16 protein-coding genes and 1 tRNA gene are annotated in these 18645 nt (G+C 70.8%); 13 read left to right on the top strand and 4 right to left on the bottom strand.

The features are described from left to right. Positions 1 to 581 precede the first annotated feature (581 nt). Positions 582 to 1439 carry an HAD-IB family hydrolase gene (locus tag A5705_RS05055; RefSeq protein ID WP_067882893.1) on the bottom strand — a complete coding sequence of 286 codons (858 nt, stop codon included), beginning with the start codon at positions 1437 to 1439 and terminating at the stop codon, positions 582 to 584. Positions 1440 to 1931: 492 nt separating this feature from the next. On the opposite strand from A5705_RS05055, the gene ssd reads away from it, so the two are divergent. Genes ssd through A5705_RS05020 form a run of 7 tightly spaced genes read left to right on the top strand, consistent with a single transcriptional unit; the run spans position 1932 to position 6407 of the window. Beyond that, complete coding sequence (gene ssd / locus A5705_RS05050) at positions 1932 to 2981, top strand: septum site-determining protein Ssd (RefSeq protein WP_068275872.1); 1050 nt, start codon at positions 1932 to 1934, stop codon at positions 2979 to 2981. Continuing rightward, the gene (locus A5705_RS05045; protein ID WP_067882888.1) at positions 2978 to 4141 is read left to right on the top strand and encodes a TadA family conjugal transfer-associated ATPase; all 1164 of its coding nucleotides are present in this window, start codon (positions 2978 to 2980) and stop codon (positions 4139 to 4141) included. The genes ssd and A5705_RS05045 overlap by 4 nt, the downstream gene beginning before the upstream one ends. Continuing rightward, the gene (locus A5705_RS05040; protein WP_068275870.1) at positions 4138 to 4938 is read left to right on the top strand and encodes a type II secretion system F family protein; all 801 of its coding nucleotides are present in this window, start codon (positions 4138 to 4140) and stop codon (positions 4936 to 4938) included. Before A5705_RS05045 ends, A5705_RS05040 begins: the two co-directional genes overlap by 4 nt. Beyond that, a complete protein-coding gene (locus A5705_RS05035; RefSeq protein WP_197521238.1) occupies positions 4935 to 5531 on the top strand; it encodes a type II secretion system F family protein in 597 nt (198 codons plus the stop codon). Before A5705_RS05040 ends, A5705_RS05035 begins: the two co-directional genes overlap by 4 nt. Positions 5532 to 5549: 18 nt before the next feature. Further along, positions 5550 to 5750 (top strand): DUF4244 domain-containing protein, encoded by a 201-nt coding sequence (locus tag A5705_RS05030; protein ID WP_067882886.1) that lies wholly within the window; start codon positions 5550 to 5552, stop codon positions 5748 to 5750. Continuing rightward, entirely contained in the window at positions 5747 to 6076 is a 330-nt protein-coding gene (locus A5705_RS05025; RefSeq protein WP_082956302.1) for a TadE family type IV pilus minor pilin, read from the top strand. Before A5705_RS05030 ends, A5705_RS05025 begins: the two co-directional genes overlap by 4 nt. A 16-nt stretch (positions 6077 to 6092) precedes the next feature. Next, positions 6093 to 6407: an Rv3654c family TadE-like protein gene (locus A5705_RS05020; RefSeq protein WP_067882885.1), complete on the top strand. Its 315-nt coding sequence runs from the start codon at positions 6093 to 6095 to the stop codon at positions 6405 to 6407. Here the strand turns inward: A5705_RS05020 and A5705_RS05015 are convergent. After that, on the bottom strand, positions 6404 to 7441 hold the full coding sequence (locus A5705_RS05015) for a PAS domain-containing protein (RefSeq protein WP_068275868.1): 1038 nt from the start codon (positions 7439 to 7441) through the stop codon (positions 6404 to 6406). The genes A5705_RS05020 and A5705_RS05015 overlap by 4 nt on opposite strands. Before the next feature lie 400 nt (positions 7442 to 7841). Next, positions 7842 to 10169, bottom strand: coding sequence for a DEAD/DEAH box helicase (locus A5705_RS05010; protein ID WP_068275866.1), 2328 nt, complete (start codon positions 10167 to 10169; stop codon positions 7842 to 7844). 248 nt (positions 10170 to 10417) lie between these two features. On the opposite strand from A5705_RS05010, the gene cspA reads away from it, so the two are divergent. From cspA to topA, 3 genes are all read left to right on the top strand, one after another. Beyond that, entirely contained in the window at positions 10418 to 10621 is a 204-nt protein-coding gene (gene cspA / locus A5705_RS05005; protein WP_007166602.1) for a cold shock protein CspA, read from the top strand. 131 nt (positions 10622 to 10752) lie between these two features. Then, a complete protein-coding gene (locus tag A5705_RS05000) occupies positions 10753 to 11352 on the top strand; it encodes a hypothetical protein (protein WP_067882882.1) in 600 nt (199 codons plus the stop codon). A gap of 196 nt (positions 11353 to 11548) precedes the next feature. Then, the gene (gene topA / locus A5705_RS04995) at positions 11549 to 14347 is read left to right on the top strand and encodes a type I DNA topoisomerase (protein WP_067882881.1); all 2799 of its coding nucleotides are present in this window, start codon (positions 11549 to 11551) and stop codon (positions 14345 to 14347) included. Here the strand turns inward: topA and A5705_RS04990 are convergent. Next, complete coding sequence (locus tag A5705_RS04990) at positions 14344 to 15996, bottom strand: adenylate/guanylate cyclase domain-containing protein (RefSeq protein ID WP_156738518.1); 1653 nt, start codon at positions 15994 to 15996, stop codon at positions 14344 to 14346. The genes topA and A5705_RS04990 overlap by 4 nt on opposite strands. A 105-nt stretch (positions 15997 to 16101) precedes the next feature. Here A5705_RS04990 and A5705_RS04985 point away from each other — a divergent pair, with 105 nt between their 5' ends. From A5705_RS04985 to A5705_RS04975, 3 genes are all read left to right on the top strand, one after another. Beyond that, on the top strand, positions 16102 to 17307 hold the full coding sequence (locus tag A5705_RS04985; RefSeq protein WP_067882880.1) for a DNA polymerase III subunit delta': 1206 nt from the start codon (positions 16102 to 16104) through the stop codon (positions 17305 to 17307). A gap of 42 nt (positions 17308 to 17349) precedes the next feature. Further along, a tRNA-Thr gene (locus A5705_RS04980) sits at positions 17350 to 17425 on the top strand. Between the two features lie 209 nt (positions 17426 to 17634). Beyond that, on the top strand, positions 17635 to 18645 hold a 1011-nt coding region (locus A5705_RS04975), incomplete at its 3' end, for a PE family protein (RefSeq protein ID WP_156763037.1).

Raw genomic sequence — 18645 nt, 5'->3', positions numbered from 1 at the left:
CGAATATTTCGGGACGTCGCCCGCTTTACATTTGTAAAACAATTTCTTTCACGCCGATTCGTGGGCGGGTGGGTGGTGCTGTGTTGCCGGGCGCTGCAGGCGGGTGCGCAGGAGGCTTTGTCGATCGCCGAGTCGCTGCCCAAACGGTAGCCGGCCGCCCGCGAATCGGCGTGAAAGAAATTGTTTTACAAATGTAAAGCGGGCGACGTCCCGAAATATTCGGTCCGCCGCCCGCTAGCACGGAACTCGGTTACCAAGCGTGCATTTTCTGGGCTGCGTGGGTTGGCCTCGGCGATCTTGCGATGCTTTCGGCTGCAGCCCCACCCAAAGGGCCGTCGACGCCTTCCGCTTTTCGCAATTACGCAGGCCCGCAACACTTCTGCCATTATCGCGGCTATGACTCCGCGTGGGTGCCGGGTTCCATGCTGGGCGCCCGACTCGGGAGAACGATCCTTCTCCTCCGGATCGACCTTGGCCTCACCGGGCTTCCGTGGTTCCTTTGTACTACTAGACCACCATCACATCAAGGTCTAATTGCGAAGCAAAAAAGCAATGCGCGAATGGCTTGTCAGCTGCCGTGGCTAAAAGGCGTAGCGGCGCAGCAGCGAGTAGGTGACCGCGCCGGCGGCGAGCGCGGTGACGCCCACCGCAGCGGTGGTCGCGATCGCGGCGCCCGACGGCGCGGGGATCCGGTCCCGCAGCGACACCGGGCGGGAGAACGTCAGCACGGGCCAGCCGCGCTCGACGGCCTCTCTGCGCAAACCGCGGTCCGGATTCACCACGCTGGGGTGGCCGACGGCCTCGAGCATGGGCAGATCGGTGATCGAGTCCGAGTAGGCATAGCAGTGTTCGAGCGGATAACCCTCACGCGCGGCCAGTTCGCGGATCGCCTGCACCTTGCCTTCGCCGTAGCAGTAGAAGGCGATCTCGCCGGTGTACTTGCCGTCGTCGACGACCATCCGGGTCGCCATCGCGTGCGTCGCGCCGAGCGCCCGGGCGATGGGGGCCACGATCTCCTCACCGGAGGCCGAGACCACGACGACGTCGCGGCCGCACAGCTTGTGGGCGGCGATGAGGTCCGCGGCTTCGGCGAACACCAGCGGGGTCACGATGTCATGCAGCGTTTCGTTGACGATCGACTTGACCTGTTCGACGTCCCAACCCGCGACCATGTTGGTCATGTGGATGCGCATCCGGTCCATCTGGTCATGATCAGCGCCGGAGAGCAGATAGATGAATTGGGCGTAGCTCGACTTGAGCACGGCGCGGCGGTTGAGCAGTCCCTGGTTGAAGAACGGTTTGCTGAAAGCCAGGGTGCTGGACTTGGCGATGATGGTCTTGTCGAGGTCGAAGAAGGCGGCGGTACGGGCGCGGGAAGCGGTAGTCGCAGCTGTTTCCGGTGGGGTTTGCTGCCGCGCGGCCGAGTCGGATACGGTCACCAACCCAGCATAGGTCGGCCGTCCGGAGACACCGCGGCGTCGGGACGAAAACGGCCGCTCATCGCCACCGCAAGAACATACCGTCGGTATTTTTGCGGCTCAACGCACCTTTCGCCGGAACAACTACTTGCGTTAGTGCGGACTGTCATGTGTATAGTAAGCATTACTCGGCCTGAGCCGAGGGTGCATCAGCCCGACCCCCCGGGGCTGATACACGACGACCCTCGCCTCCTCCCCCCCTGGCGGGGGTCGTCCCTTTTCTAGGGTAAATTTTCCGCTCCGGCCGGGCCTCTGGCCGCCGGCTCTCGCGCGTTGCGGGAGAGGGCGCCGCCGAGCGGCCGATGAGTCCGCCGGCGAGGCGTTTGTACACACTCGCGTCTCTATCCACAAATCCGGCTTTGGGACTGGTGTGCCAAGGTCACGGCCCCGCAGGGTGGATGGATGACCAGCACCACGGGCACGAATGCGGCGGGGTCGTCGGCCGTGTTGGCGATGTTGACCGACCTGAAATTGCGCGACGAGACCGACCGGGTGGCCGCGGCGGTCGGTCTGCGGGTGGTTCACGCTGGCGCGCCGGCGGTGAGCCGGAAGGCGTGGTCGGCGGCAGCGGCGGTGGTGCTGGACGAGGTGGCCGCGGACCGATGCGGGCAAGCGGCGCTGCCGCGGCGCGCCCACGTCAGCGTCGTGACGCTCGTGCACCCCGCGTCGGCGACCTGGGCGGCGGCCGTCGCCGTCGGCGCCCAACACGTGCTAAGGCTGCCCGAGCAAGAGCGCGAATTGGTCCGCGAGCTCGCCGAGGCCGGCGAATCCGCGCGAGACGACGGCTCGCGCGGCGCGGTGTTAGCCGTAGTCGGCGGCTGCGGCGGGGCCGGCGCGTCGTCGCTCGCGGTCGCCGTCGCCCAGGCCGCCGGCGACGCGCTCCTCGTCGACCTCGACCCGTGGGGCGGGGGCATCGATCTGCTGGTGGGCGGGGAAAGTGCGCCCGGTTTGCGGTGGCCCGACCTGGCGTTGGAAGGCGGGCGGCTCAACTGGTCGGCGGTGCGGGAGGCGCTGCCGCGACACCGCGGCATCAGCGTGCTGTCCGGCACCCGCCACGGCTACGAGTTGGGCGGCGCGCCGGTGGGCGCCGTGGTCGACGCCGGGCGCCGCGGTGGGGTCGCCGTCGTGTGCGACCTGCCGCGCCGTCTCACCGATGCGACGCAAGCCGCGCTGGACGCCGCCGATCTCGTCGTGGTGGTCAGTCGCTGCGACGTGCGGGCGTGCGCGGCGACCGCGGCGATGGTTCCCGTGTTGGCCGCCGCCAATCCCAATCTCGGGCTGGTCGTGCGGGGCCCGTCGCCCGGGGGGTTGCGGGCGCGCGAGATCGCCGACATCGCCGGCCTGCCGCTGCTCGCGTCCGTCAGGGCCCAGCCGCAACTAGCCGGGCAGTTGGAACGCGGTGGCCTGCGGCTGGGCCGGCGCTGTCCCCTGGCGCTGGCGGCCCGCCGGGTGCTGGCCGTGCTGCCGTCGGCCGGATCGATGCGCAACGGCCGCGCGGCGTGAGCGGCTCGCTGATCGAACGGGTGCGCGAGCGGCTGGCGGCCGAATCCGTCCCGCTGCGACCCGGTGTGGTGGCCGCCGCGATCCGGGCCGAGTCCGGCGGGATGCTCGGCGATACCGAGGTCCTCGCCAATCTCCGCGTGCTGGAAACCGAGCTCACCGGTGCCGGCATCCTCGAACCGTTGTTGTGCGCGGACGGCACCACCGACGTCTTGGTCACCGCGCCCGACGCGGTGTGGGTTGATGACGGAAACGGACTGCGGCGCAGCGGGATTCGGTTCGCCGACGAGGCGGCGGTGCGGCGGTTGGCGCAGCGGCTGGCGTTGGCCGCCGGTCGGCGCCTGGACGATGCGCAGCCCTGGGTCGACGGCCAGTTGACCGGCATCGGTTCCGGAGGGTTCGCGGTGCGGCTGCACGCCGTGCTGCCGCCCATCGCGGCCGGCGGCACCTGCCTCTCGTTGCGCGTATTGCGGCCGGCCACACAGGATTTGGCGGCGCTGACCGCGGCCGGCGCGATCGATCCCGCGGCCGGCGCGCTGATCACCGACGTCATCGCCGCCCGGCTGGCCTTCCTCGTGTGCGGCGGTACCGGGGCCGGCAAGACCACCTTGCTGGCCGCCATGCTGGGCGCCGTGGCGCCCACCGAACGGATCGTGTGCGTCGAGGACGCGGCCGAGTTGGCGCCCCGCCATCCGCACCTGGTCAAGCTGGTCGCACGCTGCGCCAACGTCGAAGGGGTCGGCGAGGTCCCGCTGCGGGAGCTCGTCCGGCAGGCGTTGCGGATGCGACCCGACCGCATCGTCGTCGGCGAGGTCAGGGGCGCCGAAGTCGTCGATCTGCTCGCGGCGCTGAACACCGGTCACGACGGGGGCGCGGGCACGGTGCACGCCAACAGTCCCGGGGAGGTACCCGCCCGGCTGGAGGCGCTCGGCGCGCTCGGCGGCCTCGGCCGGTCGGCGCTGCACAGTCAGCTCGCCGCGGCGGTGCAGGTGCTGCTGCACGTCGCTCGGGACCGGGCCGGCCGGCGTCGGCTCGGCGAAATAGCCGTGTTGCGCCGCGCTGACGGACAGGTCCGGGCGGTCACCGCCTGGCATGCGGACCGAGGCCTCACCGACGATGCGGCCGACCTGCATCGGCTGCTGCGCAGCCGGACACCGGCATGAATCACTTCGCGACGGCCGCCCTGCTGTCAGCCCTTGCGCTGCTGGCACTTCCGCCGTCGCCGCGGCACCGGTTGCCGCGCCCGGCGCGTAATCCCCGGTGGCCCGCCGCCGGCCGCCCCGGGGTGGCCTGCGTCGCCGCCGGCGCCCTGGTGGCCGCGGCCGCACTGTTGCCCGCGACGGCGGTCCTCGCGGCCGTGGTGGTGGGTGCTACCGCGGGCCTGCGCTACGGGCGGCGCCGCCGGATCCGGCGCGCCGCGGACGAAGGCCGAACGCTGGAAGCCGCCCTCGACCTCCTGGTCGGCGAATTGCGCGTGGGCTCCGATCCGGTGCGCGCGTTCCGCGTCGCAGCCGAGGAAACCGCTGGAGCGGTGGCGGTGGCACTGCGCGCGGTCGCGGCGCGCGCCAGGTTGGGCGCCGACGTCACCGCCGGCCTGCGCGCCGCGGCGCGCTCGTCGGCGCTGCCCGCGCAGTGGGATCGGCTCGCGGTGTGCTGGCAACTGGCCGGCGAACACGGGCTGGCGATAGCCACGCTGATGCGCGCCGCACAGCGCGATATCGCTGAGCGGCAACGCTTTTCGGCGCGCATGTCCTCGAGCATGGCCGGGGCGCGCGCCACCGCGACGATATTGGCGGGCCTGCCGGTGCTCGGCGTGCTGCTGGGTCAACTGATCGGGGCCCGGCCGCTGAGTTTTCTGCTGGCCGGACACGCCGGCGGTTGGCTGCTGGTCGTGGGGTCGACGCTGGCGTGCGCCGGGCTGCAGTGGGCGGACCGGATCATCGACGGGGCCGGCGCATGAGCGCGGCGGCAGTGCTGCTGGCGGTGGCGTTGTGGATCGGCCCGGCCCCGTCGGTGGTGCGGACGCGCGCGGGGATGCGGTGCGGCACCGACCGGACCGCGCGGTGGTCAAGGCCGCGGCGCGCCGGAGACCCGCTGGCGGTCGCGTCCAGCCTCGACGTGCTGGCCGTGTGCCTGCGGGCGGGCATGGCGGTGTCGACGGCCGCGGCGGCCACGGCCCCGTCCGCTCCGCCACAGCTGGCCGGGGTGTTGCGGCGCGCCGCGGATCTGCTCGCCCTGGGCGCCGATCCCGCTGTCGCATGGTCGATCCCGCCGGAACCGCCCGGCGGCCCGGCCGGCGCGCAGATCGATGCGCTGCTGCGGCTGGCGCGGCGTTCGGCGTCCTCCGGCGCGGCGCTGGCCGGCGGGGTCGCCGAATTGGCCGACCAGTCGCGCCACGACGCCGCGCACGCCGCCGCGGCGGCCGCCGAGCGGGCCGGGGTTCTGATCGCCGGACCGCTCGGTCTGTGCTTCTTGCCGGCGTTCGTGTGCCTGGGCATCGTGCCAGTGGTGGCGGGGTTGGCCGGTGATGTCTTGCAGTCGGGCCTGCTGTGAAACGGAAGGAAGGTATTGATGGGCAACAGGTTTCGTGTGCTGCTGGCGCGCCTGGCCGTGCTGGCGAGCGACGAGTCGGGCATGTCGACGGTCGAGTATGCGATCGGCACGATAGCCGCGGCCGCGTTCGGGGCGATCCTCTACACCGTCGTCACCGGCGATTCCATCGTCTCGGCGCTGACCAACATCATCGGTCGCGCGCTCAACACCAAGGTCTGACGGGTTGTGCGGGCGCGAGCACGGTCGAGGCCGCGCTGGCGGTCGCGACGCTGGTCGTGGTGCTGGTGGTGTGCCTGGCCGGTGTCAGCGTGGTGTCGATGCAGGTGCGCTGCGTCGACGCCGCCCGCGAGGCGGCCCGGTTGGCGGCGCGCGGTGACGAGCGGTCGGCGGTCGACGCCGCGCGCCGCGTCGCTCCTGCGGGAGCGCGGATCGAGGTGCGTCATGACGGCGAATTCGTGGTCGCCGCGGTCGTCGTCCACTCAACGGTGTTGCCGTCCTTGGATATTGCGGCCAGGGCGGTGGCGGCGGCCGAGCCCCGGGGATGATCGGGGTTCGGCGACGGTGCTGGCGGCCGCGATGGTGGCGGCACTGCTGTGGCTCACCGGTGCGGGCGCCTATGTCGGTTCGGCGGTGGTGGCGCGGCATCGTGCGCAGGCCGCGGCCGACCTGGCCGCGCTGGCCGCCGCGGGCCGGCTGCCGGCCGGAGTCGCGGCGGCCTGCGCGCGCGCGACGGCCGTGACGCGGGCGATGCGAGTGGACGAGGCGCGATGCGCGGTGGATGACCTCGACGTCGTCGTCACCGTCCAGGTGGCCGTGGCCTTCGGCGGTGCCGCGCGGGCCGCCGCGCGAGCGGGACCCGCCGACCGCCGCGGCTAGGCCGTGTCGTGCGATGCTGTCGGCAGTCCCGCGGCGGAGACTTCGTCGTCCGTCGGCAATCGCAACGAGACCAGTCCGGCGAAGGTGTCCGGTTCGAGTTCCACCTTGTTGACGGTGACGTGCACCGGCACCCAATCGTCGTCGTGGCCCCGCATGCGCAGCACCCGACTGGTCGGGCCGTCGGCGAATTCCGTTGTCATGGAGGCCTTCAGGTGTTCGTCGTCGGGGTGGACCCTCGGCCTGTCCGTCTTGCTGCCGCGCCAATCGTAGAAGGTGCAGGGCTCGTCGAGCCATTTCAGCAGCGTCCAGCCGTCAAGATCGACGAGCGCCCGGTGCACCCCGGCCTGGGCCAGTCCGTTCAGGATCCGTTGCGCCAGATCGTCGGTGGACACGACCGGGCCCTTGAGCACCGAGCGCCAGTTCATGGCCCGGGCGATCAGGTGGTCCCGGCCGTCCGGTCCCGGCTCCAAAGCCGTCCGCGCGACGAAGCCGATCCGGATGGGATTTCCCTGCCAGTCGGTGAGATCCCAAGTGCTGCAGATCGTTTGGTCGGGTTTGGCCCGGACCGCCATGGCGAGCACCTTGGCTTCGTTCGGATTGAGCTGGCGCGACGGGAGGTCTTCGGCGAAGGCCCTGCCCAAGGTGACCTCGACGTCGGGATTCTTGCCGCTGTTGGACAGGGATTGCCGGGTGTCGGTGGCCACGCCGAGGGTCAGGTCCCACTTCAGCGGCCCGGGGACGGGCCGTTCGGCGGGCTCGGCGTCGGCGGGGCCGGTCCAGACATGGACGCCGTGAATGTGACCGTCGGACATGACCACCGGCTCGGTGCGGATGACGCGGTCGCGCTTGGTGGTGATGCTGGTCAGGCTCTGCCCCGTCTGCACCGATTCGGCGATCGCTGTCCGCACGGCCGCGAGATGGGGGCTGCGGCGCAGGAACGTCGTGATCGGGACGAGGTTTTTGAGTTGCCGTCCCTGCGCGACTACGGCGGGCTCGCCCCCTAACGTCTCCACGAGCAACCAGTCGTGGGCCATGCGGGCGATTTTACGGCCGCGACTCGTCGCGCCGACATCCCGGGAGGCGGCCGTGCGAGCCGAGCGCCACCGCGTCGGTGGTTGCGTCGACCCGGTCGTCCCGTTCTGGCGAGCAGGCCGGCGACGGCCTTGCCGCCGTTTCCACCGTTGCCGACCAGCCGGGCGCTCCCACCATGACCGCCGGGGCACCGGTGCGCTCACCGCCGGACCAACAGCGATCGGCGGGCGGAGACACGGGAATGTTTGTAGGTTCGCCCGCGTGATCCGGCTGTCTGCCGCGCGAGGTGGTGGTACGTTGAGATTTCTTCGGCAGTGAGGAACAGCGCGTTCTTGCGGCGTCTGTCACGACGCTGATTTGTGGGGGTCGACCGTTGAGGGGTCGGTCGCCATCCCGAGACGGTCAGCGTGCGTCGTGACCCAGCTCCGCCAGCACCAACCGCAGCACCCTTATTGCCCCGGACTTGTCCAGCGGGTCGTTGCCGTTGCCGCATTTGGGCGATTGCACGCACGACGGGCATCCGCTCGGGCATTCACACGCTTCGATCGCCGCGGCCGTGGCGCCCAGCCAGGTGCGCGCCTGGCGGAAGCCCCGTTCGGCGAACCCCGCCCCGCCCGGGTAGCCGTCGTAGACGAAGACGCTGGGCAGCCCGTCGGGACCGATCGCGGTGGACAGGCCACCGATGTCGCCGCGGTCGCAGCTGGCCACCAGTGGCAGCAGCCCGATGGCGGCGTGCTCGGCGGCGTGTAACGAGCCGGGAACGCGGGGCGCCTCAATGCCGTTGTGCAGCAAGGCATCCGGAGCGATCGTGTACAGGGCGGCGGTGGTGGGCAGCACGTGTTCCGGCATGTCCAGCTCGATGAAGTCGATGACCTCGCCCGACAGCCGGCGCCGCAGGTAGCCCACCACGCGATGAGTGACCCGGACCGGCACCAATCCCAGGCTGACGGCCCCGAACTCGCAACGTTCACCGGCCCCGGTGACGACGATGTCGGTCAGCTCGCGCGCGAACGTCGCGTAGCCCGGATCCTCGGCGTGGACGAACGCGATCCCGTCCTCGACGTCCAGGGAGTCGACGACGTAGGTCTCGCCCTGATGCAGGTAGACCGCTCCCGGGTGCACCGACGCCGGTGCCTGATCGACGCCTGCGCTGCCCAGCAGCCGCCCGGTGTCCGCCTCGACGATGACGATCTGGCCGCCCGCCGAGCCCCGAATGTCCACGGCGGAATGGGGTTGGATGCCGGCCGCGGGAAAGTACTTGTCGTTGCGCCGCCGCAGCAGGCCGTCGTCGACCAGGCCCTGCGCGACCTCCGTGGCCCCGAAATCCCGGACCTCGGCCTCATCGAGGGGCATCTCGGTCGCCGCGCAGAGCAGCTGCGGGCCGAGGATGTAGGGGTTGGCGGGATCGATCACCACCCGCTCGACGGGCTTGCCCAGCAGCGCCGCGGGATGGTGCACCAGGTAGGTGTCCAGCGGGTCGTCGCGGGCGATCAGCACGACCAGCGCCCCCTGGCCGCGCCGACCCGACCGGCCGGCCTGCTGCCAGAACGAGGCGACCGTCCCGGGGAACCCGGCGAGCACCACCGCGTCGAGGCCCGCGATGTCGACGCCCAGCTCCAGCGCGTTGGTGGTGGCCAGGCCGCGCAGCCGGCCCTCGGCCAGGGCGCGCTCCAACGCGGTGCGGTCCTCGGCGAGATAGCCGGCCCGGTACGACGCCACCTTCGCCGACAGGTCCGGGGCGATGTCGTCGAGCCGTGCCCGCGTTCCCAGCGCCGTCAATTCCGCGGCGCGCCGCGACCGAACGAACGTCAGGGTCTGCGCCCCCTCGGCGATCAGGTCGGCCATCACGCGCGCGGCCTCGGCGCCGGCGGAGCGCCGCACCGGCGCCCCGTTCTCGCCGGTCAGGTCTGCCCGCAACGCGGGCTCCCACAACGCGACCGTCCGGGCCCCCTGCGGCGAGCCGTCCTCGGTGACCTCCGACACGGGACGGCCGATCAGCTCGGCCGCCGTCGCGCCGGGCGAATCCGTCGTCGCGCTGGCGAAAATGACGGTCGGCTCACGGCCGGGGCGAGCGGAATAGCGCTCGCACAGCCGCAGCAGCCGACGGAGCACCATCGCCACGTTCGAGCCGAAAACGCCTCGGTAGCAGTGGCATTCGTCGACGATCACGTAGCGGAGCCCGCGCAGCAGCACCGCCCAGCGGGCGTGGTTGCGCAGGATCGACAGGTGGATCATGTCCGGGTTGGAAAACAACCAGCGGGAGCGCTCCCGGGCGAAGCGGCGCACCTCGGCGGGGCTGTCGCCGTCATAGGCGGTGGGCGCGACGTCATGCAGCCGCGCGACCGCCGCGGTCAGTGCGTGCGCCGTGCGCAGCTGGTCGTGACCGAGCGCCTTGGTCGGCGACAGGTACAGCACCCTGGCCCGCGGGTCCGTCGCGAGCGCGTTGAGGACGGGAAGCTGATAGGCCAGCGACTTGCCCGACGCGGTGCCGGTGCTGATCACCACATGCCGGCCGGCGTGGGCCAGCTCGGCCGCCTCGAACTGGTGCGACCACGGCACTTCGATGCCCCGCGCGGCGAACGCGCCAACGACGTCGGGCTCGGCCCACTCCGGCCAGCTGTGCGGCCGGCCGCTGCGCGCGGGCAGCTCGGCGACATGGCGCAGCGGACGCTCGCCCGCCGCCGTACCGGCGAGCGCGACGGTGAGCAGGTCGGCGCCGAAACTCGCCACCTCACACCCTCCAAGAATCCGTCCAGCACACAAGTCTGTCGCCGACGCCATGAACATGGTTGACTATTTGCGGTCGCAGCTTCTGTGTTCGTGTCAAACTTTCGCAGGAACAACGTTGCGGCCGCGGTTCCTGCGAGGTTAATCGGTCGGGTGAAGTTCCGGCGACTCAGCGAGGTATGGCGGTCGTGCTCGGCCCGGGGCACCGAAAGGCGGTGCCCCGCATCCAAAAGAAAAGGAAAGATCGAGAGATGCCACAGGGAACTGTGAAGTGGTTCAACGCGGAGAAGGGTTTCGGGTTTATTGCTCCCGAAGACGGTTCCGCGGATGTTTTTGTCCACTACACGGAGATCCAGGGTTCGGGCTTCCGCACCCTCGAAGAAAACCAGAAGGTCGAGTTCGAGATCGGCCACAGCCCTAAGGGCCCCCAGGCCACCGGAGTCCGCTCCGTCTAAGACGCGAGCAGACACAAAAGCCCCCACTTCGGCACCGATTTGGGGGCTTTTCCGTCTGCTCGGCGGGCGCTCGTGCCGCCGCGCCGAAAACCTGAAGGCGCGGGCGGGCCAGCTGGCCTACTGTCGGTGGCGTGAGCCAGCTTTCCTTCTTCACTGCGGAGTCGGTGCCGCCCGCGGCCGCCGATCTGTCCGGGGTGCTGGCGGCCCCCGGCCAGATCGTCCTGGTCGGCGCCCCGTCGCAAAGCCAGGCTCAGGGCGCCCGGCTCTCGGTGGTCGTGGATCGCATGTGGCGGGCCTCGGCGCTGGCCGTGATGATCCGCGATGCCGGTCTGGTGCCCGAGATCGGCCGCACCGACGAGGACAGCCCCTTGGTGCGCACGGCGGTGACCCCGTCGTTGGTGACGCTCGCCGCCGAATGGACCCGCGGTGCCGTCAAGACGGTGCCCCCGCGATGGCTGCCCGGACCGCGGGAGCTGCGGGCGTGGACGCTGGCGGCCGGCAACCCCGAGAACGACCACTATCTGCTCGGTCTTGATCCCCACGCACCCGACACCCATTCCCCGCTCGCGTCGGCGTTGATGCGGGTCGGAATCGCGCCCACCCTGATCGGCACCCGCGGTGGCCGGCCGGCGCTTCGGATCAGCGGCCGTCGAAGGCTATCGCGCCTGGTAGAGAACGTGGGGGAACCCCCCGACGGCGACGAGGCGTTGTCGCTGTGGCCCCGCGTCTAGCCGGGCGCTAGGCCCTGGAATTTCGGCGGCCGGTTTGCGCAGGCCCGCCCGAGGGTGCGAAATTGTCAGGTGCCCTGAAGGGCGAAGGAACGCTGGCGTACCTGATTTCACCGGAATTTCGGACGCCGGCCTGTCATTCTTCCTGCAGGGCGGTCTCGCAAGGGGGGCCGGTATAAGAGATGGAGCGTAAGCGCAGTTGGCTGACCCGAAGCTAAAAGACCGCGTCAGCGGCGGAAATGGCAGCCGTCGGCGGCTCGTGATCGTCGAGTCGCCTACCAAGGCGCGCAAGCTGGCCGGCTACCTGGGCTCCAGCTACATCGTCGAGTCCTCGCGCGGCCACATCCGTGATCTGCCCCGCGCCGCGGCCGACGTCCCGGCGAAATTCAAGTCCGAGCCGTGGGCCAGGTTGGGAGTCAACGTCGACGCCGACTTCGAGCCGCTCTACATCATCAGCCCCGAGAAGAAGAGCACCGTCAGCGAGCTGAAGGGCCTGCTGAAGGACGTCGACGAGCTCTACCTGGCGACGGATGGTGACCGTGAGGGCGAAGCCATCGCCTGGCACCTGCTGGAAACCCTCAAACCGAACATTCCGGTCAAGCGCATGGTGTTCCACGAGATCACAGAACCGGCAATCCTGGAGGCCGCCGAAAACCCCCGCGACCTGGACATCGACCTGGTCGACGCGCAGGAGACCCGCCGCATCCTGGACCGGCTGTACGGCTACGAGGTCAGCCCGGTGCTGTGGAAGAAGGTCGCGCCCAAGCTGTCGGCGGGCCGGGTCCAGTCGGTGGCCACCCGGATCATCGTGCAGCGCGAGCGCGACCGGATGGCCTTCCGCAGCGCGTCGTACTGGGACGTCATCGCCCAGCTGGACGCCAGCGTGTCGGACCCGCAGGCTCAACCGCCCACCTTCACGGCCCGGCTGACCAATGTGAACGGCCTGCGCGTCGCCACCGGACGCGACTTCGACTCACTGGGTCAGCTCCGCAAGGCCGACGAGGTGGTGATCCTCGACGAGGCCGGCGCGACCGAGCTGGCGGCCGGATTGCGGGGCGCTCAGCTGTCGGTGGCGTCGGTCGAGGAGAAGCCCTACACCCGGCGCCCCTATGCGCCGTTCATGACGTCGACGCTGCAGCAGGAGGCCGGGCGCAAGTTGCGGTTCTCCTCGGAACGCACGATGAGCATCGCGCAGCGCCTCTACGAGAACGGCTACATCACTTATATGCGTACCGACTCCACGACGCTGTCGGAGTCGGCGATCAACGCGGCGCGCACCCAGGCGCGCCAGCTGTACGGCGAGGAGTACGTCTCGCCGTCGCCGCGCCAGTACACCCGCAAGGTGAAGAACGCCCAGGAGGCGCACGAGGCGATCCGGCCGGCCGGTGAGACGTTCGCGACCCCGGACGCGGTGCGCCGCGAGCTCGACGGCGACGAATTCCGGCTGTACGAGCTGATCTGGCAGCGGACCGTCGCCTCCCAGATGGCCGACGCGCGCGGCACCACGCTGAGCCTGCGGATCGCTGGCAGGTCGGGCGAACGGGACGTGACGTTCTCCGCGACCGGACGCACCATCACCTTCGCCGGCTTCCTCAAGGCCTACGTGGAGACCGTGGACGAGCTGGCGGGCGGGGAGGCCGACGACGCCGAGCGTCGGCTGCCGCACCTGACCGAGGGGCAGCGGCTGGAGGCCCTCGAGCTCACGCCCGACGGCCACGCCACCAACCCGCCGGCGCGCTATACGGAGGCCTCGCTCGTGAAGGCCCTGGAGGAACTGGGCATCGGCCGCCCGTCGACGTACTCGTCGATCATCAAGACCATTCAGGATCGCGGCTACGTGTACAAGAAGGGCAGCGCGCTGGTGCCCTCGTGGGTCGCGTTCGCCGTCACCGGGTTGCTGGAACAGCATTTCGGCCGGCTCGTCGACTACGGTTTCACCGCGGCGATGGAGGACGAGCTCGACGCGATCGCGTCGGGCACCGAGCGACGCACCAACTGGCTCAACAACTTCTACTTCGGCGGCGATCACGGCGTGCCCGACTCGGTGGCCCGCTCCGGTGGCCTGAAGAAGCTGGTCGGCGTCAACCTCGAAGGCATCGACGCGCGAGAAGTCAACTCCATCAAGGTGTTTGACGACGCGCAGGGCAGGCCGGTCTACGTCCGGGTGGGCAAGAACGGCCCCTACCTGGAACGCATCGTGACGGGTGACGACGGCGAGCCCACCCCGCAGCGGGCCAACCTCAACGACTCGCTGACCCCCGACGAGCTGACCCTCGAGGTGGCCGAGGAGCTCTTCGCCACGCCGCAGGAGGGACGGGTCTTGGGCGTCGACCCGGAAACCGGTCACGAGGTCGTCGCCAAGGACGGCCGGTACGGGCCGTACGTGACCGAGGTCCTGCCGCCGCAGCCCGACGAGGATGACGGTGGGGCCGGGACCCCGGCGAAGAAGGGCAAGAAGCCCACCGGGCCCAAGCCGCGGACCGGTTCGCTGCTGCGCAGCATGGACCTGCAGACGGTGACCCTCGAGGACGCGCTCAAGCTGCTCTCGCTACCCCGGGTGGTCGGCGTGGATCCCGAATCCGGTGAGGAGATCACCGCGCAGAACGGGCGTTATGGCCCATATTTGAAGCGCGGCAACGATTCTCGTTCGCTGGCCACCGAGGATCAGATTTTCGACATCACCCTCGAAGAGGCGCTGAAGATCTACGCCGAGCCCAAACGCCGTGGCAGGCAGAGCGCTTCGGCACCGCCGCTGCGCGAGCTGGGCGCCGATCCGGCGTCCGGCAAGCCGATGGTGATCAAGGACGGCCGGTTCGGGCCGTACGTCACCGACGGCGAGACCAACGCCAGCCTGCGCAAGGGCGACGACGTGATGTCGATCACCGACGAGCGCGCCGCCGAGCTGCTGGCCGACCGGCGAGCCCGGGGTCCCGCCAAGCGCCCGGCGAAGAAGTCCACCCGCAGGGCGCCGGCGAAGAAGGCCACCAAGCGCGCCTAGCTGCGCACCTCGCTGGAAACCTGTTCCGCGGCAACGTCTTCGGGGGTGGCCAGTCTCACCGGCCGGGCCAGCTGGGTCGGTGCCGCGCGCCCGCGCAGCTCGACCACCTCGCCGACATCCCAGCACAGCGCCTCGGCGTCCAGGGCGCCGCTGACCGCGATCGCCGACGCGAGCACGTGCCCGGGTTCGAGCTTGGCCAGCTCGGTGAGCCGCGCGGCCTCGTTGACCGGGTCGCCGATGACGGTGTACTCGAAGCGGGCCTGCGCGCCGATGTGGCCGGCGATGGCGCGGCCTGAAGAGACCCCGATGCCGAACTCCGCCGAGCCGATCACGGGCAATATCTCGTCGTGCAGCTCGCGGGCGGCGGCCAGCGCGCCGCCGGACGCGTCGGGGTGTTCGATCGGCGCGCCGAAGATGGCCAGTGCCGCGTCGCCCTGGAACTTGTTGACGAACCCACCGTGCTTGCCGACGGTGTCGACCACGACGCGGAAGAACTCGTTGAGCAGGTGGACGACCTCGGCGGGCGGACGCGTCGCGGCCAGCTGCGTGGAGCCGACCAGGTCCACGAACAGCACGGCGACGTCGCGCTCCTGGCCGCCCAGCTCGGTGCCGCGCTCGAGGGCGCGGCGGGCCACGTCCTCGCCGACGTAGCGGCCGAACAGGTCGCGCAGGCGCTGCCGCTCGGACAGGTCACGGACCATGTCGTTGAAGCCGGCCTGCAGCAGGCCCAGCTCGCTGGCGTCGTAGATCTGCATGTGCGCGTTGTAGTTACCGCGTTGCACCTCGGACAGGGCCCAGCGCAGCTGCCGCAGCGGGTCGGCGATGGACATCGCCACCAACAGGGTGCTGACCAGCCCGACGCCCAGCGCGGCCAGGGCCAGCAGCAGGATGGGGTTGAAGAGCTTTTCGGGCGTGGCGTGCAGCAGGGAGGCCTTGTCGGCCACCACTGCCAACACGATCGCCAGCAGCGGCACCGCGGTGGACAGCATCCAACTCAGCATCTGCCGGAGGATGACGCCGGGGGCCTTGACGTTCTCCGGGACCCCGCTGCGCAGGGCCGCGACGGCCACGGGCCGCAGCACCCGCTCGGACTGCAGGTAACCGATGATCGCGGTCGCGGCGGCGCCCAGCGCGGTGGCGACCGCCACGACCGGCGCGGTGTATTTGGCCACCGACCAGCTGGCGATGATGAACACCACACCACCGATGCACCAGGCGACGCCGCTGGTGAGGGTCCGGTAGAACGGCATGCGCAGCGCGCGGCTGCGGGCCAGTTCGGTGCCGGCCGGATCGTCGTCGGCGAGCAGATTGTCGCGGCGCTGCCAGCGGAACACCGGCAGCATCAGCCTGAGGTTGAACACGATGCCGGCCAGGAACAGGAAGATCACGACGCTGACGAAGACGGCCAGGTTGACCGGCGGCAGGTCCTGCAGCTGGATGCGGTCCTGCGGCGGCAGGCCGTAGCGCAGGAAGCCCAGCACGAAAAGACCGCCGATGATGTCGGCCTGCAGCATGCTCAGCGCGAACAGCGGCCACGGGGTGCGCACCACCCACCGGACGAACGCGTTGATTCGCCCGGGCAGTGCTACCGCGGTTGCCACCAATCCACCGTATCGGGCAGGGCGGACTTGGCGGAAAACAATAAGTATCTCGGCAAGTCGCCGGCACCTGCCGAAACGCGCAGGAAGTAACGGAATCGTCGCGATACGGTGGCCGATCGGTATCTGTCGGCCGGTGTCACTAATGTTGCCGTGATGTCCGGAGTGTTTACGCGGCTGGTAGGCCAAGAGGCCGTGGTGGCCGGGTTGCTCGCCGCGGCGCGCGCCGCCCGCGGTGATCCGGCTCACAGCGATGCGGCCGACGGGACTATGACACATGCGTGGCTGATCACCGGGCCGCCGGGTTCCGGGCGCTCGGTGGCGGCGTTGTGTTTCGCCGCCGCGCTGCAATGCACCAGCGTCGGCGAGCCCGGGTGCGGGCGTTGCCGCGCGTGCACGACGACGATGGCCGGCACGCACGCCGACGTGCGCCGGGTGATCCCCGAGGGGCTGTCCATCGGGGTGGACGAGATGCGCTCCATCGTGCAGATCGCGTCGCGCCGGCCCACCACCGGGCACCGGCAGATCGTGGTGATCGAGGACGCCGACCGGCTGACCGAGGGCGCGGCGAACGCGCTGCTGAAGGTCGTCGAGGAGCCGCCACCGTCGACGGTCTTCCTGCTGTGCGCGCCGTCGGTGGATCCCGAGGACATCGCGGTTACCCTGCGCTCCCGGTGCCGGCACGTCGCGCTGGTCACCCCGCGGACCGAGGCCATCGCGCAGGTGCTCATCGACAGCGACGGCCTGGACGCCGCCGCGGCGAACTGGGCGGCCTCGGTCAGCGGCGGGCACGTGGGGCGGGCGCGCCGGCTGGCCACCGACCCCGAGGCCCGGCAGCGGAGGGAGCGGGCGCTGGGGCTCGTGCGCGACGCCGCGACGCCCTCCAAGGCCTACGCCGCCGCCGAGGAGCTGGTGGCGGCGGCCGAGGCGGAGGCCTTGGTGTTGACCGCGGACCGCGCCGAGGCCGAGACCGAAGAGCTGCGGACGGCGCTGGGCGCCGGTGGGACGGGCAAGGGCACCGCGGGTGCGCTGCGGGGTGCCGCCGGCGCGATGAAGGACCTCGAGCGACGGCAGAAGTCGCGGCAGACACGGGCGTCGCGCGATGCCCTGGACCGCGCGCTGATCGACCTGGCGACCTACTTCCGGGATGCGCTGGTGGCGTCGGCGCACGCCGGTGGCGTGCGGGCCAACCACCCCGACATGGCCGAGCGGGTGGCCGCGCTGGCCGACCATGCCTCACCCGAGAGGCTGCTGCGCTGCATCGAGGCGGTGCTTCAGTGCCGCGAGGCGCTGGCCATCAATGTCAAACCGAAGTTCGCCGTCGACGCGATGGTGGCGACCATCGGCCAGGAACTTGGGTGACTCGGCCGGGCTGCCGTAGACTCGTGCCGCCCGGCAGGGCACGCCACCTTAGCTCAGTCGGTAGAGCGGCTCACTCGTAATGAGCAGGTCAGGAGTTCGATTCTCCTAGGTGGCTCCATTCGCTGGCGGATATGTGCCGCAGTCGATCACCTGGCTCCCGCGAAATGGTCCGTTCACATTTTCCCGAGTGCCCCAACGTTGGGGCAAGCACGGAGCGCAGGTCCGCGCGACCTGCGCCCGTCTGCTGTTCGTAACACCCTTGTGGACGTTGGACGTTCGCGCCATACTTTTGGCCATCCCGGGGGTCGATGGCGCGGGAGGGCAGCAATGTCCAATTTGATCGCAGCCCCGGACACGATGGCTGCGGCGGCAACGGATGTCTCCACGATCGGTTCGACGCTTAGCGCGGCCAATGCGGCCGCGGCGACCAAGACGACAAGGGTGTTGGCCGCCGCCGAGGATGAGGTGTCGGCGGCCGTTGCGGCGTTATTTTCCGCGCACGGTCGGGGCTTCGTGGCAGTCGGTGCGCGGGCGGCGGCGTTTCACCAACAGTTTGCCCAGGCGTTGAGCGCGGGTGCGGGAGCCTACGCCGACGCGGAGGCCGCCAATGTAGCGGCGTTTGCGGCCAATCCGGCGCAGACGGTACAGCAGGATCTGCTCAACCTGATCAATACGCCCTTCCTGACGCTGACGGGGCGCCCGCTGATCGGCAACGGCGCCAACGGGACTCCGGGGACCGGGGCACCGGGCGCGCCCGGCGGGTGGCTACTCGGCAACGGCGGGGCCGGCGGGGCGGGCGGAACCGGCCAAAACGGCGGGGCCGGCGGCGCCGCCGGGCTGTTCGGCGCCGGCGGCGCCGGCGGCGCGGGCGGGTTCGGCACCACCACCGGTGGCAACGGCGGACAGGGCGGAGCCGGCGGGCTACTGGTCGGCCATGGCGGGGCCGGCGGCCCAGGCGGGATCGGTGACCCCGGCACCGGCGGTGCGGGCGGTGCCGGCGGCCGCGCCGGTGGGTTATTCGGTGCCGGCGGGGTAGGCGGCCCCGGCGGGGTCGGCCTGCTGACCGGCGGTGTCGGAGGCGCCGGCGGCACGGGCGGTCTGCTGTTCGGTGCCGGCGGTGGCGGCGGCAGCGGCGGGCTCGGCGACACCGGGACGGGTGGGGCCGGCGGACACGGCGGCAACGCCGGCATGCTCATCGGCGCCGGCGGGGTCGGCGGAACCGGCGGAAGCGCCGACGACGGGCAGGCCGGGGCCGGAGGGGCCGGTGGCAACGCCGGCCTGCTCTCCGGTACCGGCGGCACCGGCTCACTGCTCCTCCTCGGCGCACCCGGGAATAAC

Origin of the sequence: Mycobacterium sp. E787, assembly GCF_001668725.1 — a bacterium.
Lineage (GTDB): Bacteria > Actinomycetota > Actinomycetes > Mycobacteriales > Mycobacteriaceae > Mycobacterium.
This window is presented reverse-complemented; position numbering and strand designations above follow the sequence as displayed.

Bases quoted from the DNA above. Each gene is read 5' to 3' on its own strand.
- A5705_RS05015 (WP_068275868.1), bottom strand. From the start codon at position 7,441: ATGGCCCACGACTGGTTGCTCGTGGAGACGTTAGGGGGCGAGCCCGCC.
- cspA (WP_007166602.1), top strand. From the start codon at position 10,418: ATGCCACAGGGAACTGTGAAGTGGTTCAACGCGGAGAAGGGTTTCGGG.
- ssd (WP_068275872.1), top strand. From the start codon at position 1,932: ATGTTGACCGACCTGAAATTGCGCGACGAGACCGACCGGGTGGCCGCG.
- A5705_RS05035 (WP_197521238.1), top strand. From the start codon at position 4,935: ATGAGCGCGGCGGCAGTGCTGCTGGCGGTGGCGTTGTGGATCGGCCCG.
- A5705_RS05030 (WP_067882886.1), top strand. From the start codon at position 5,550: ATGGGCAACAGGTTTCGTGTGCTGCTGGCGCGCCTGGCCGTGCTGGCG.
- A5705_RS05040 (WP_068275870.1), top strand. From the start codon at position 4,138: ATGAATCACTTCGCGACGGCCGCCCTGCTGTCAGCCCTTGCGCTGCTG.
- A5705_RS04985 (WP_067882880.1), top strand. From the start codon at position 16,102: ATGTCCGGAGTGTTTACGCGGCTGGTAGGCCAAGAGGCCGTGGTGGCC.